Source organism: Brevibacillus brevis NBRC 100599 (assembly GCF_000010165.1).
Taxonomy (GTDB): domain Bacteria; phylum Bacillota; class Bacilli; order Brevibacillales; family Brevibacillaceae; genus Brevibacillus; species Brevibacillus brevis_D.
In genome coordinates this window covers 1,788,846-1,803,534 of sequence record NC_012491.1, presented here as the reverse complement: position 1 = coordinate 1,803,534, position 14,689 = coordinate 1,788,846, and the positions used below count along the sequence as shown (strand labels likewise).

Sequence of the window (14,689 nt, the reverse complement as noted above, 5' to 3'; positions counted from 1 at the left end):
CCAGTGTCCAAAGTGAACATTTTTGGCGATGACTGTTCCGAAGAAACGCTTTGCGCATACGATGCTACAGAAAGGAGTGGTCATATGCCCACCTCACAAATGCCCCTAATCTCCATTATCATTCCTGTCAAAAATGAGGGGGACAATGTGCGTTCTACCATCACTTCCCTTTTGAATACAAGAACCACGTTTCCGTATGAAGTGATCGTAGTCGATGATGCCTCAACTGATAACGGTTGTCACTTTTTACAAGGCCAAGGGCAGAATGAAAAAATAAAATTAATCACGACAGAAGGCATTGGTGCTGCAGCAGCACGAAACTTAGGTGTGAATCATGCCCGTGGCAACTACTTTATTTTTTGCGATGCCCATCTGTCTTTTGAAAACTTTTGGATCGATCGCATGATGGAGCTCATTCTGACAAAGAAAGCAGATGGCGTTGCTCCCGGAATCGCTTCCATGACAGAGCCACATAAAATCGGATATGGGCAAAATCTGAATCAGAAGCTCGAAATCACCTGGTATCCAAAGCCAACAGGCCCTTCACCGGTTGCGATATTGCCAGGGGGTTGCTTCCTGGTCACCCGTGAAGCTTTTATGAAGGTCGGGGGTTTTGACCGTGGTTTTCGCATTTGGGGATTTGAAGATATCGAATTTTCCATTAAGATGTGGCTCTTTGGGTATACGTGTATGGTCCAGCCATCCGTAAAAATCTTGCATTTGTTTAGGCAAGTTCACCCTTACACAGTTGCACATGAGCACATTTATTACAATATGCTTCGAATGGCGTACAGCCATTTTAACGAGCGGCGGATTGAGGCTGCGAAAAAACTTGTGCTCTACGCAAATGCGAGTGAAATTGCGGATGATGTGCTGACTTGCGGAGCTGCTGCTCAGCGTGTTCGATACACTTCCCAAAGAAAATTCGACGACAATTGGTTCTTCCAAAAATTCCAAATTCCTTTCTAACAAAATAGTGACCTAAAAAATAGGCGCATGCTCAACATGCCAAACTCCCGTTGCCCACATAGTATGTAACTGCAAAGCAAACTCCCTAGGAAAGGAAGGATTCTTACGGTGAAACATCACGTGAAGCCCATTATGGGTCGCCAGCTCCCTACACCGACGCCTACAGCAACTCCTCCTATATCGAACAACCTGCAGGAAGAGTGCATTCGCGTCAATAAGGTGTATGACTGGGTAGTATTAGCGAACAGCTACCGAAACAAGATTGCCCTTCCCGACGATTGTCAAGCTCTGGTAGACGCTGCCATTCGTGCTGGGCAAGATATCACGCTCTCCTGCGTTGAGCCAGTTTCTCCTGGTCCTACTTGCAGAGTCGTCAGTATTCGCCGCGAGAACATTACAGTCAATGGGACCACTGTTCGGGTCGGAGTCGTTCGCTTTGTGTTCGGAGCCACTGTGCTCGTTCGCGTTTTCGCAGACGGAACACCTCTCTGCGAATTCACAACAACAGTGCAATTCGATCAGGAAGTCGTTCTCTGCTTGCCTGAACCGCTTGACGAGGACAATATCTTGTGCCGAATCAGTGCTTTCGAGTGCTCACCGACCGGTACTGTTCTCCTCGGAGGCATGGTTCAACTCGACGTCATTGTCTGCGTAGAAATCCAAGTAGAAGCAGAAGTCAAACTGGAAGTATTGGCGAAATTCTGCTCTCCACGTCCAAACAGCATTCCAATTCCATCGCCAACGCCATCTTTCCGTTGCCCGCCGATTACATTCCCGCCACAATGCCCACCAATCTTCCCAGTACGCAACTGCGATTGCCAGGCGTCCGTCAACGCGTTGGTACCAAACGTCTCCATTTCTATTGGTATCCCACTCGCCGTTGCCGTCGGTACGATCCAACTCATCGCAGATATCTGCCCAAGCTGCGATCCATCCAGCAGCTCGTTTACCTTTAACTTCTTTGATGCTCTCCTGCCTGATGTCCTTGGCGATCAAAGCTTCAGCTTCTCTCCAACGACTATCAGCTCTCCGACATGCATTACCGTACTGCCTATCCTGCCAATTGTGACAGGTCTGGTCGTAACAGGTACTGGTGTACGGACATTCACAGCAACAGGCGCACAAGAAACCCTGACCTACTCTCTGACACTCGCCGAAACAGGACTCGGCCTGCCAGACGTTATCATTCTCACACTCACCGACTCTTCTGGTGTTCTCGTCTTCAGCGCCACCATTACAGTCGTTCCGGACGAACAATTACTGGTTGCCGATTGCATCACGTTTGGGGATATTGTCATTACCACTCCATAAGAAAAAAATATTCGTTTCCAATCAGGCGGGAGAAGACCAACACTTCTCCCGTTTTTTCTATAGAGGAACCGTCACTACAATACAGGCACCAATTCCCACCCCGTACATATGTCTATATGGGAAAGCCAGACGGTAAAAGGAGGACAACACTGTGTACAAAAGGAGAATCTCCAATGCGAACAAGTCGAAAGAGAGAGAAAATGAGAAGCTCCTCCTGCTAAAAAAACAAGCACACTACTACGAAGAAAAAACAAACCAACTCATGCAAGAAGTGTGGCACCTACAAAAGCTGATCGAGGAAACATCCCAAAAAAACGAAGCATATAGAGAGCAGCTTGAACATCTGAACCAGAACCTCCACGATTTGGACAGCAAAGGGGCCGAATGGAAGCAGCGCTTGAACGATTCACAAGACATGCTTCAAGAAATGAAGGGCAAGCTCGACTACTACGAACATCTCTTGAAACAACGCGAAAATGCCATAACCGACCACCAGGAAACAGAGGCAAAACTAAAGCGTTCAATCGAGAGCTTGCAAACCGAGATCAGAGAACAACGAAAAGGTCCACGACTGGAAGAAATCATGTCCAAACATCAAGCCCAGGAAGCACACTTGCGCGAGCACATTGATTTGCTCCAGCGGCAAGTACAAAGCTACGAACAAAAAGAGGCACACTGGCAAAAGGCGTTACACGAGCAAGATCAGCAGCAGCTGAGTCAAATCGAGGAGATCCTGCATGAACGCCAGCAGCATTTAGACATGATCGCGCATCTGGAGCAGCAACAACTTACATGGAAACAAGCTTTGGATCATGCAAATGAAGAGTTTGAGAGTGCGCAGATAAGACAGCACGAGCAACTATCCAAAATTGAATCATTGAATCAGCAGTTGGAGGATGCACGGGCACGGGAAGAGCAAACACTCTCTAACCTACAGCAGCTTACAGCAGCAAGCGGAAATTGGGAGCAACGGGAGCAGGAGCTACAGATGCGAGAACAAGAACTACAGGTGCGCGAGCAAAACCTCCACGCCTTTGAGCATAGTCTCCAGGCTCACGAGCAGGAGCTGCACGATCTTGAACAAGAGCTGCGGGGGCAAGGGCAGGAACTGCAATCCCTATCGAGTAGCCTTGAGACGAAAGAGCAGGATCTACACTCTCAGTCGCAACACATACAAAAACGGGAGCAGAAACTGCTCGGTCTTGAACAAGAGCTTCAGACCGAATGGTTAGAACTGCATACGCAAGCGGATCACCTGCAGACCAAAGAACAGGAGTTGCTTGTTACTGAGCAAAAGCTCGAGGCTAAGGAGCTAGAGCTACATTCTCAGACACAAGAGCTTCAAGCACGACAGCAGGAACTTCTCGATTTTGAGCAAGAGTTGCACGGGCAAAACCAAGAACTGCAATCCTTACAATATAACCTGCAGACCAAAGGACAAGAGCTGCTTGTTACTGAGCAAAAGCTCGAGGCTAAGGAGCTGGAGCTGCATTCTCAGACACAAGAGCTTCAAGCACGGCAGCAGGAACTTCTCAGTCTTGAACAAGAGTTGCACGGGCAAAACCAAGAACTGCAATCCTTAAAACATAACCTGCAGACCAAAGAACAAGAGCTGCTTGTTACTGAGCAAAAGCTCGAGGCTAAGGAGCAAAATCTGCATTCTCAGATACAAGAGCTTCAAGCACGGCAGCAGGAACTTCTCGGTTTTGAACAAGAGTTGCACGGGCAAAACCAAGAACTGCAATCTTTAAAACATAACCTGCAGACCAAAGAGCAAGAGCTGCTTGTTACTGAGCAAACGCTCGAGGCTAAGGAGCAGGATCTGCATTCTCAGACACAAGAGCTTCAAGCACGGCAGCAGGAACTTCACGTTCTCAAACAAGAGCTTCAGACACAAGACCAAGAACTGCAATCCTTAAAACATAACCTGCAGACCAAAGAGCAAGAGCTGCTTGTTACTGAGCAAAAGCTCGAGGCTAAGGAGCTAGAGCTACATTCTCAGACACAAGAGCTTCAAGCACGACAGCAGGAACTTCTCGGTTTTGAACAAGCGTTACAAGCGCAAGGACTAGAAATGCACGCTCAGGCACAAGACCTCAACTCACGGGAGCAGGAACTTCACGTTCTCAAACAAGAGCTTCAGACACAAGACCAAGAACTGCAATCCTTACAGCATAACCTTGAGACGAAAGAACAACAGCTCCAGTCCCAAGAGCTAGTGCTGCATTCCCAAACACAAGACCTTAACTCACGAGAGCAGGAACTTCTTGATATCGAACAAGTGCTTCAGACAAAAGGCCAAGAACTTCAATCCCTAAAGCATAACCTGCAGACGCAAGAGCAACAGCTTCAGTCCAAAGAGTTTGAGCTGCATTCCCAAACGCAAGACCTCAACTCACGTGAACAAGAACTTCTCGAGCTCGAACAAGAGCTTCAAACACAAAGCCAAGAGCTTCAATCCCTAGCTCAAAACCTGCAAACGAAAGAACAACAGCTCCAGTCCAAAGAACTTGAGCTGCATTCCCAAACACAAGACCTCAACTCACGGGAGCAGGAACTTCTTGATATCGAACAAGAGCTTCAGATACAAGGCCAAGAACTTCAATCCCTAGCTCAAAACCTGCAAACAAAGGAACAACAGCTTCAGTCCAAAGAGCTTGAGCTGCATTCCCAAACACAAGACCTCAACTCACGGGAGCAGGAACTTCTTGAGCTCGAACAAGAACTTCAGACGCAAAACCAAGACCTCCAATCCTTGGTTCAAAACCTGCAAACGAAAGAACAACAGCTCCAGTCCAAAGAGCTTGAGCTGCATTCCCAGACGCAAGACCTCAACTCACGAGAGCAGGAACTTCTCGAGTTCGAACAAGTGCTTCAGACACAAGACCAAGAACTTCAATCCTTAAAGCATAACCTTGAGACAAAAGAACAACAGCTCCAGTCCAAAGAGCTTGAGCTGCATTCTCAAACGCAAGACCTCAACTCACGTGAACAAGAGCTTCAGACACAAGGCCAAGAACTTCAATCCCTAAAACATAACCTTGAGACGAAAGAACAACAGCTTCAGTCCGAAGAGCTTGAGTTGCAATCCCAAGCGCAAGACCTCCACGGACGGGAGCAGGAACTTCTCGGTATCGAACAAGAGCTTCAAACACAAAGCCAAGAGCTTCAATCCCTAGCTCAAAACCTGCAAACGAAAGAACAACAGCTCCAGTCCAAAGAACTTGAGCTGCATTCGCAAACGCAAGGCCTCAACTCACGGGAGCAAGAACTTCTCGAGCTCGAACAAGAGCTTCAGACGCAAAACCAAGACCTCCAATCCTTGGTTCAAAACCTGCAAACGAAAGAACAACAGCTTCAGTCCAAAGAGCTTGAGCTGCATTCCCAAGCGCAAGACCTCCACGGACGGGAGCAGGAAGTTCTCGAGCTCAAACAACAGCTCCAGTCCAAAGAGCTAGTGCTGCATTCCCAAACGCAAGACCTCCATGCACAAGAACAAAAACTTCTCGAGCTCGAGCAAGAACTTCAGACGCACAACCAAGAACTTCAATCCCTAAAACATAACCTGCAGACGCAAGAACAACAGCTCCAATCCAAAGAGCTAGAGCTGCATTCCCAGACGCAAGACCTCAACTCACGGGAACAGGATCTTCTCAATTTCGAGCAAGAGCTCCAAGTACAAGGGCAACAGCTGGAAACGCAAGCAGATCACCTCCAAACAAAAGAACAAGAACTTCTCGAGCTCGAACAAGGACTTAAAGTTCAAGGGCAAGAGCTTCTCACCCAGACGCAATACCTTCAAGCTCGAGAGCAAGACCTATATACCCTTGAGCAAGAGCTACAAACGCGCGGGCAAGAACTTCACTCTCAGAATCATAACCTCCAGACAAAAGAACAAGAGCTGCTCGCTTTCAAACAAGAGCTTCAGGCCCGAGATCAAGAAATTCTCGAGCGGACGCGAGACCTTGAAGCACGTGAAGAAGAACTAAACGATGTTGAACAAGAGCTCCAGGCCCAAGGAAAAAAACTACATGCTCATGCACAGGCCTTGCAGGTTCAAGAACAAGAGCTCAAGAGCCATGAACAAGGGCTTCGGGATTGGGAACAAGCCAACCTCTCTCAGGAGCAAGCACTTTTAACGCAGAGCCAAGAACTACAGGTTCAAGAACAAGGACTTCAATCCCGAGAGCAAGCACTGCAGCTTCGCGGGGAGGAGCTTCTCTCTCATGAGCAGGAAATCCACTCCCACGAGCAAGAGCTACTCACGATGAAACAAGAGCTGAACTTCCGAGATCAAGAACTGCACAACCAAGAGCAGGAGCTGCACGCTCAAGCGAATACCCTACACACTCGTGAACAGGAGTTGCTTACTCGGGAGCAAGAACTAAACACACTGGAACAGGCACTACTCTCTTTGGAGCAAGAAATCCAAGCTCAAAGGCAAGGGCTGCAAACCCGGGAGCAGGAGCTACAAGTACAGAATCAAGACATCTACACCCGAGAACAAGAACTCGAAGCACAAAAACAAGATTTGCGCACGAAAGAGCAAGAGCTAGAAGCCACTCGCCATGAGATGTTGCAAAAAGCAATAGATCTCGAGCAAAGTTGGACAATAAAGCACGAAGAGACTTCTCAGCAATTAACGGAAGCCCTGCTTGAGCTGGAAACAGCCCGGTTAACGAAAAATCAACTCGTAGCCGATTATAAAAAGCTGGCCGAATTGCATTCCCTGCATGAGCAAGAATTGCAGCAAAGCATCCAACAACGCGACGAAGAAATCCAACAAACACAAAACACTGTTAAGAGTCTCCAGTCGGAGTTAAAAGAAGCTCAACAGCAATTAACCGATGCACAGGATCGTATCAAAGCTTTTCAGCAACAAGCCAAGGAAACCGATGAAAAGCTCGCGAACGTCTCTCTTCAAAAAAATAAATGGAACGAAGTACTGGAGAAAACAACCCAAAAATATGACTCTCTGTTAACAGAAAAGGAAAAAACCATTGAGCAGCTTACATCCCAGGAGCAAGTGTTGAAAAAGACGATAACCGGACTTAAAAACATGGTGAAAGAACACCAAAACAACGAAGAAAAATACAAGCAAATCATCAAGGAATTCACGCAAAAAGAAGCTCGATCCAATAAAGCCTTCAGTCAACTCCAGCAAAATGTCCAATTTCAGCCAAACACGCAATTTCAACCAAGCGCCCAATTCCACTCAAACACCCAATTCATGCCAAGCTCTGATCCCTCCACTCAACAGTTATCTTCCACACCAGTAAAAATGCAGATGCCCTATCCCAAAAATGCCAACGAATTCAACCCGTTTCGTTGAAAAAGTGAAAATGTGCAAGAGCCGTTACCATGTGAATCTAACCTGAATACAACATATTACAGTCCAGAAAGGGAGGAAAAACCATGACCCCTGAACAAATGCGTGCACTGTATCATCAACGTCAACAACATCAAGTCCAACCTGCCCAGCGCCCATCGAAAATGCCGCGATCGCCATTGCCAAAATCCGGTCCGGTTCATAGAGTCCAACCGTCCGTCCAGACTAGAACAAGCGGAGGCTGCTGCGGCAGGCGTTGGCAGGGCTAATCTTTTAGAACCCCCCTTTTCCATGACACGTACCGTCTGGGATGAGATCATCCGAGATTCCCTGGAGAAGCGGCCAAATGAAACGTGTGGATTGCTCTCCGGTAGAAATGGAAGTGCACAGACAGTTTGGCGAATGGAAAATACGTTGAAAAGCCCGGTCGCCTTCGCTATGGACCCCAAGCAGATTCAACACGTTTTCCACGAAATGGCGTTGCGCGGGGAGCATTTGGTCGGGATCTACCACTCCCACCCTACTGCACCTCCCATTCCGTCACCTGAAGATATTGCTTACTGTCGCTACCCGGAGGTCGCGTATCTCATCGTTTCACTCGCTTCTCCACAACCAGTTCTCGGCTGTTTTCGAATTGAGGGGTCTTTTGCTCGGATGTATCCTTATACAGTCCGTAACTAGTGATCAAATTCCTCAAAACAAAAGAACAGCGGGAATCTACTCCTGCTGTTCTTTCTGTTTTGGAAGATCGCTTTGTTCCAATGAACTGGGCAACAGCCATTCCCTTTTCTCCCAGCTGACAAAATCATCCTCCCACTTTATCTGGAAGCGGTCCTCCTCCATATGAATGACGACTCCCTTTGCCCCATCCTTTACATATACGACCAGATCGCCTACTTGTATCACCGCTTATCGCCGCCCATTACCCGAGTCTGAAGATGATTCCGTGTCCACCCTTCGGATACACCCACTTGATATTTTCATACGGGCAACCAATACGGCAGCTCCCACATTCGTGACATCCTTCGTAACCGACGTGCATCCGCACTTCTTCCCATTTGTATACTTCCGCAGGACAAAAGATGGTACAGAGCTTATCAGGGCATTGCGTCGCACAAACATCAGCAGAGAGCACATGCAGATGTGACTCCGTATCCGCTTTGAAGCGCACGAGATACTGTTTCTCCTCGATTGACTGGCCCTTCGGTATATCCTGCATCACTTCATCACCCTCCACGCATTCATCAAGTCACGCGCCATTTTCCATTTGTCCTTCGCGGAGCCGAGGTCGCTCCAGATTTTCTTCTGCTTGCTCCATTTCGAGCTGCCATCAACCGTGAACATCTGACTCGCCGCTTTGTTCATCATCGGAATATACTGTTCAAAATACTGCGGGAATTTTTCAAAGTGATGCGTTGCGTCCTTGTATTTTTTCAAATCTTGACCGACAAAGCTATTCAACAGATTGATTCGGTATCCGTCGAGCATTTTTTCGGAATAGTCCCCCGCCTCTTTTGCCGCCAGGATCGTTTCCGCCGCCATGACACCAGATGCCATCGCCATATTCGATCCCTCTCGATGGATCGCATTGACGAGCTGGGCAGCATCTCCTACGACAAGGACACCATTGCCAACAATTTTGGGAATGGAACGATAGCCTCCCTCGGGAATCAGGTGCGCCAAGTATTCCTGCTGCTCACAGCCTTGGATATACGGCCGAATCATCGGGTGATTCTTTACATAGTCCAACAACTCATACGGCTTGATCTTGTTTTTGATCAAACCCGACAGCATCGTCCCTACCCCAATGTTCAAGCTGTCCTTATTCGTATACAACCAAGCCGTCCCCAAAATCCCTTTGGTCGAATCTCCGAAAATTTCAATCGTACAACCGTGATCGCCCTCTAGGTTAAAGCGATCCTCGATTATTTTACGATCCAGCTTCAGTACTTCCATGACAGCGAGCGCTACTTCATCTGGACGAAACTCTTTGTGGAACCCTAACGATTTCGCCAACAAGGAGTTCACGCCGTCTGCCAGAACGACAACATCTGCGTATAAATCCCCATCCGGTCGATCTGTTTTCACACCGACTACTTTGCCATTTTCAACAATGCACTGCAAAGCCACGGTCTCATTAAGTAAAAGTGCTCCCTGCTGCACGGCTTTGTCTGCAAACCATTGGTCAAATTTCGCCCGCAGCACCGTGAAATTGTTATAAGGTTCCTGGGCCCACTCCATGCCTTTATAACTGAAATTGATGGCTGATTCCCTATCGAGCATCATGAACCGCTGTTCGACGATCGGTCTCTCAACAGGTGCCTCCTTGTAAAATTCGGGGATGATGTCTTCCATCGTTTTGCGATACAACACACCTCCCATGACGTTTTTGGAACCCGGATATTCCCCGCGCTCCATCAACAGTACATTTACACCCGCTTTGGCAAGCGTATAAGCACAAGCTGTTCCAGCCGGGCCTGCTCCGACAATGATTACATCAAATTTCTCAGCCATACGTTACCTCCTTATCCGGCTCCTTTTGGAATGCTTCCATGAGCAATGGCACAATTTCAAAAGCATCACCGACAATACCGTAGTGACAAGCCTGGAAGATGAGTGCATTCGGGTCTTTATTGATGGCAATGATCAATCCTGAGTTACGCATGCCGACCAAATGCTGGATAGCTCCCGATATGCCGATGGCAAAATAGATTTTTGGCGTGACCGTCACTCCCGTCTGTCCGACCTGATGTTCATGACCGATCCAGCCAGCTTCCACCGCATCTCTGCTGGCCCCGACGGTTGCCCCGATTCGTTCTGCGAAGCGATGAATAAGCGCAAAGCCTTCCTTGCTCCCGAGTCCCTTACCGCCAGCGACGATCACATCTGCCTCATCCAACCGCACCTTTTCCTTCGTCTCCCGGACGATTTTCAGTACTTTTGTGCGAATGTCTTCTTCACGCAGCTCCATGGTTTCCTCGATGATCTCTCCTGTACGTGACTCGTCTGGCTCAAGCGCTTTCATGACTTTTGGGCGAACGGTCGCCATTTGCGGTCGATGTTTTTTGCACAAAATCGTCGCCATGATGTTACCACCAAACGCTGGACGGCTCGCCTCCAACAATCCTGTCTCCGCGTTTACATCGAGCATGGTCGTATCGGCGGTCAGCCCTGTCTCCAAATCCGTCGCAACAGCGCTAGCCAAATCTTTTCCCGTGGACGTCGCCCCATACAAGATAATTTCCGGTTTGTGCTTTTGGACACATTCGATGACAGCTCGCATGTAGGACTCTGTACGGTACTCATGAAAAATCTTCTGATCGTATACATACACTTGATCCGCACCGAAGGGAAACGCCGTGTGGGCCAACTCCTTGACTCCATCTCCGATTAACAAGCCAGCAAGCGGCACGTCTCGCTTGTCAGCCATTTGTCTTCCCGCCCCCAACAGCTCGAGTGATACTGGGGCGATACGGCCGTCACTCACCTCTAAAAACACCCAGATGCCACGAAAATCATCCAGATTCATATCTGCTCCTCCTTCACCCGAAACAATCGCTGTTTATCGTGCAAAACTTCCATCAAGCGTGCGATTTGCTCGCTGACGCTTCCTTCAAGCATTTCGCCACCCTTTGGCTTCTCTGGGGGCCAAACTTTTGCAACGATGGTAGGAGAGCCCTTCAGACCTAACTGCGTCCGATCGATATCCCCCAAGTCATCGACGGACCAAACAACAGGATTATACCTAGCAGCTCGAAGCATATTGGGCAGCGGAGAATACGGTACCTCATTAATCTCCTTCTCCACAGAAAACAAACAAGGCAAGGTCGACTGGATGACTTCATAACCATCCTCCAGCTTTCGATGCACGATGGCGTAACCTTGTTCTTTGTTTATCTCTACTACTTTTTTCACACACGTAAGCGGCGGAATATCCAACCGTCTGGCGACTCCTGGTCCGACTTGTCCCGTATCACCGTCGATGGTCATCTTTCCGCAAATGACGAGGTCGACTGGCTGGCTTTCTGCAATCTTCTCAATGGCTTTGGTAATCGCATAGCTGGTTGCCAATGTGTCTGCCCCAGCAAATGCACGATCCGTTACCAGATAACCTGCGTCTGCACCGATCTCGATGCACTTCCGAATGGCCTTCACCGCTGGCGGCGGTCCCATGGTGACGACGGAGACCACACCCCCATATCGATTTTTCAACCGAACGGCTTCTTCTACCGCATGTGCATCATACGGGTTAAGAATAGCTGGTGCACTGGCGCGATCCATCGTATTCGTCTTCGGATTCATCTTGATGATTTTGGTGTCCGGCACCTGCTTAATGCAAGCGACAATATGCAGCATGATTGATCCCCCCTTGCTGCCGGGCGCGATTCCTATGCCTGTACAAAAGGTTGCCTTTCTTACGCGCAATCAGTTCGGGCAGCTTGTTGTTCATTGTTATAGCCTATTTCGATGCAGCCGAGCTTAGACCAGTAATCATAGAAACGAAAAAGACGCCAAACATCAGCTTGGCGCTGTGTGGCGTCTTTTGACTTATTCATTAATGTTTGTCAATGGAGAACTCAACCGTAGCATCCGTGAACTTCTTGGAAGCTCTTTTCAGCTTGATTTGCAAACCGATTTGCGGCAGAATTTTTCCGACTTCCGGTACTTCTGGCATCGAGTAGTCATCCCTATCGCTAAACTCCTTAACGCCTTTCAACGGATCGTATTTCATCGTTCCATAGATGTAATCCAGATCCATACCGGATGTGTTGTTCGGGCTAAACGCAGCATCGTTCACCTGATAGCGGGAGTCTGCGATTGCGTTTTTGTTATTCTCATCATTGTTCCAGTAACGCACTTCCTGATGGGCATCTACCACACCGAGCAAGCCGTAACCTGGATGCTTGCTCGTATTGTTATCACGTGTTCTTTCGTAGCGACCATCAAAGTACCAGATCACCATACCTGGATCATACGTGAAGAAGGAGTCGTTACGGCGGAAGTATTTCAGTCCAGCGTCAATTCCTTCGTGAGAGCGCAGCTCAACCAGATAGTACGAATCGTATAGCTTGCCTTTTCCATCAAAGTGGACGAAGCCATCCAATTTGAACTTCTTCTCACCCTCCGCATCGTCCGCGAAGATGACTTGCCCATCTGCCTCTACTTCAAAGTTATCGAGATAGAAGCCGTCCAATACGAAAGCAGCATCTGTCACATAGTTAAACTCGACTTGCACTTTTTTGCCGACAAACTCATTCAGGCTGATTTCTTCTTTGTCCCAGCCATTTGTTACATCATCGAATTTTTCCACTTCTTTTTTCTCACCTGTATCCACATCGATTACATTAACGCTCAGGTAGTCATAGCCTTCCTCAATGCTTCTCCATGAATCGAATTTCATCGTTGCGGAGCTGACCCCTGTCAAATCGATCACATCGGAAGTCATTTTGGTGTTCAATTTGTTTCCTTCATCCGAGAAGTATGCGTAGCCACCATCTTTTGGCTCAACCGGCGGTTTCTTTTCAACTTTCGGCATATTCAGCTTGACGACTTTTCCGTTTTTCTCAATGCTGCTCGCATCAATGAGCGGAACCGTTTTCTTGCGTTTTTCTACATCTTTGTAGTCCAGAACAGTCGGAGCAATCCAGTTGCCACCAAACATTTGTTGCAGAACCATTTTGGACCAAGGATCAAGGCCTGTAGGTTCTGTTTGGAAGACCTTACCTGTATGGCTACCGGACGACATGAGGGACCAAGCGCCTACTGGCGAATCTTTGCCGGCTCTTGTCGTGTCATACAAGTCTGGCAAACCGAGATTGTGTCCGTATTCGTGAGTGAATACACCTGGAGCGCCATCTTCAGGCTGGATCATGTAATCAAATGCCTTGAGGCTTGTTCCAGGAATTTCCACCGGTTTTTTCAAAGTCCAACGGTGAGACCAGATCGCATCTGGATCTTCCCCTGTCTCTTCTCCGATCCCCGCATGAACGAGCATGAGATTGTCCAGATTGCCATCCGGCTCCATTAGGTCTCCATCACCATCGATATCATACGGATCGCGCTGATCGTACAATTCCTCTTTTCCAGCAATGGCTTCCCCTACCGCCGCCAAGGTCTCGACTACCAGATCGCGCGGATTGGAATCGTCACCGGCCTTGGAGTTTCCTCCATAATACTTATAGCCATTCTCTGCCATTTGCCAAGGCGTTACCACACCGTCAACTGTCCAAGATCTTCCTGATTGCAGGTAGAAGTATTTCGCCATTGTTGTCATGCTGACTCCTTCAGGAGTTTTGTACCCCTTCTGATCAAACAGCATCTCTTTATAGTGCTTTTCGTTGAAGTCTTCCGTCCAAAGCGAGTCACTCACTTTTGGCAGCTGGTTATGCTCCCGGTCAGGGTACTCGACAAGAGCGACAACGATGTTATCGGTATGTAGACGCTTGGAAGCACGCACTTCATCGCCGTCTTCCATCTCAGCCGCTTTCTGCACAGCATCAGCTAATGCTGCCTGCTGTCCTCTGCTCGCTTCCTTACCGTAAGAAGACGACTCATCAATGCCGTGCGGTACTTTTTTGTCTTCGAAGTACTCCAGCAACGCCTCGTCAATCTCTTCCTGATCGGCGTCTTCATCAATGATTCCTTGCTCCATTAACCCTTTAATCAGTCGATCCAGGTTCACAGTGGACAAATCTACATGCAGATCATGCTTGTCCTCTTTTGGTTTGGCCAAACCCGTTACAGGTGCAGCCACGAAAGTACTGAGCACGAGTGAGGAGGAAAATAAAACGGATAAGAGCTTTTTGCTTTTCTTCACTGCGGTTCACCCTCTTTTTCTATCTATTTGTGATGCATCGGAAAATTAAACCCCCAATTCCGACTATTTTTAATTATTACGCGATACGTAATCTTTGCCAAATTTTTTCCTTCGACAAAAAAACCTTCACGTTCAAAAGAAATTGCTCAATAAGGCTATCGACCTACTTGCAACAAGTGCCGAATTTTCGGCTGATCATTTACACATAGGGTCTCTATTTGATATATGCTTGGTATGTCTACTGCCTAAGGACCTACAAGAAT

Annotated in this window: 11 protein-coding genes; 5 read left to right on the top strand and 6 right to left on the bottom strand. The window is 48.0% G+C overall.

Annotated elements, in window-relative coordinates:
* Positions 1–84 precede the first annotated feature (84 nt).
* From BBR47_RS09010 to BBR47_RS08995, 5 genes are all read left to right on the top strand, one after another.
* Positions 85–969, top strand: a complete 885-nt coding sequence (locus BBR47_RS09010) for a glycosyltransferase family 2 protein (RefSeq protein WP_012685457.1) — start codon at positions 85–87, stop codon at positions 967–969.
* Positions 970–1,077: 108 nt separating this feature from the next.
* Entirely contained in the window at positions 1,078–2,280 is a 1,203-nt protein-coding gene (locus BBR47_RS09005) for a hypothetical protein (protein WP_041749331.1), read from the top strand.
* A 151-nt stretch (positions 2,281–2,431) separates the two neighbouring features.
* Complete coding sequence (locus BBR47_RS09000) at positions 2,432–7,612, top strand: hypothetical protein (protein ID WP_012685455.1); 5,181 nt, start codon at positions 2,432–2,434, stop codon at positions 7,610–7,612.
* 83 nt (positions 7,613–7,695) lie between these two features.
* Entirely contained in the window at positions 7,696–7,878 is a 183-nt protein-coding gene (locus BBR47_RS31525; protein WP_217364556.1) for a hypothetical protein, read from the top strand.
* A 22-nt stretch (positions 7,879–7,900) separates the two neighbouring features.
* The gene (locus BBR47_RS08995) at positions 7,901–8,290 is read left to right on the top strand and encodes a M67 family metallopeptidase (protein WP_012685454.1); all 390 of its coding nucleotides are present in this window, start codon (positions 7,901–7,903) and stop codon (positions 8,288–8,290) included.
* A gap of 36 nt (positions 8,291–8,326) precedes the next feature.
* Here BBR47_RS08995 and BBR47_RS08990 read toward each other — a convergent pair whose 3' ends face one another.
* The 6 genes from BBR47_RS08990 to BBR47_RS08965 all read right to left on the bottom strand — a co-directional run bounded on the left by BBR47_RS08990 (position 8,327) and on the right by BBR47_RS08965 (position 14,426).
* Entirely contained in the window at positions 8,327–8,515 is a 189-nt protein-coding gene (locus BBR47_RS08990) for a hypothetical protein (protein ID WP_012685453.1), read from the bottom strand.
* 16 nt (positions 8,516–8,531) lie between these two features.
* Complete coding sequence (locus BBR47_RS08985) at positions 8,532–8,828, bottom strand: ferredoxin family protein (RefSeq protein ID WP_012685452.1); 297 nt, start codon at positions 8,826–8,828, stop codon at positions 8,532–8,534.
* Positions 8,828–10,123 (bottom strand): FAD-dependent oxidoreductase, encoded by a 1,296-nt coding sequence (locus tag BBR47_RS08980; RefSeq protein ID WP_012685451.1) that lies wholly within the window; start codon positions 10,121–10,123, stop codon positions 8,828–8,830. The genes BBR47_RS08985 and BBR47_RS08980 overlap by 1 nt, the downstream gene beginning before the upstream one ends.
* Positions 10,116–11,138 (bottom strand): electron transfer flavoprotein subunit alpha/FixB family protein, encoded by a 1,023-nt coding sequence (locus BBR47_RS08975; RefSeq protein WP_012685450.1) that lies wholly within the window; start codon positions 11,136–11,138, stop codon positions 10,116–10,118. The genes BBR47_RS08980 and BBR47_RS08975 overlap by 8 nt, the downstream gene beginning before the upstream one ends.
* The gene (locus tag BBR47_RS08970) at positions 11,135–11,965 is read right to left on the bottom strand and encodes an electron transfer flavoprotein subunit beta/FixA family protein (protein WP_012685449.1); all 831 of its coding nucleotides are present in this window, start codon (positions 11,963–11,965) and stop codon (positions 11,135–11,137) included. Before BBR47_RS08970 ends, BBR47_RS08975 begins: the two co-directional genes overlap by 4 nt.
* A 199-nt stretch (positions 11,966–12,164) precedes the next feature.
* Positions 12,165–14,426 (bottom strand): immune inhibitor A domain-containing protein, encoded by a 2,262-nt coding sequence (locus BBR47_RS08965; protein ID WP_012685448.1) that lies wholly within the window; start codon positions 14,424–14,426, stop codon positions 12,165–12,167.
* Positions 14,427–14,689: the final 263 nt, after the last annotated feature.

What these genes read in the sequence shown, in the direction of transcription:
- BBR47_RS09010 (WP_012685457.1), top strand. Translation starts at nt 85, where the DNA reads ATGCCCACCTCACAAATGCCCCTAATCTCCATTATCATTCCTGTCAAA.
- BBR47_RS31525 (WP_217364556.1), top strand. Translation starts at nt 7,696, where the DNA reads ATGACCCCTGAACAAATGCGTGCACTGTATCATCAACGTCAACAACAT.
- BBR47_RS08995 (WP_012685454.1), top strand. Translation starts at nt 7,901, where the DNA reads ATGACACGTACCGTCTGGGATGAGATCATCCGAGATTCCCTGGAGAAG.
- BBR47_RS08985 (WP_012685452.1), bottom strand. Translation starts at nt 8,828, where the DNA reads ATGCAGGATATACCGAAGGGCCAGTCAATCGAGGAGAAACAGTATCTC.
- BBR47_RS08980 (WP_012685451.1), bottom strand. Translation starts at nt 10,123, where the DNA reads ATGGCTGAGAAATTTGATGTAATCATTGTCGGAGCAGGCCCGGCTGGA.
- BBR47_RS08975 (WP_012685450.1), bottom strand. Translation starts at nt 11,138, where the DNA reads ATGAATCTGGATGATTTTCGTGGCATCTGGGTGTTTTTAGAGGTGAGT.
- BBR47_RS08970 (WP_012685449.1), bottom strand. Translation starts at nt 11,965, where the DNA reads ATGCTGCATATTGTCGCTTGCATTAAGCAGGTGCCGGACACCAAAATC.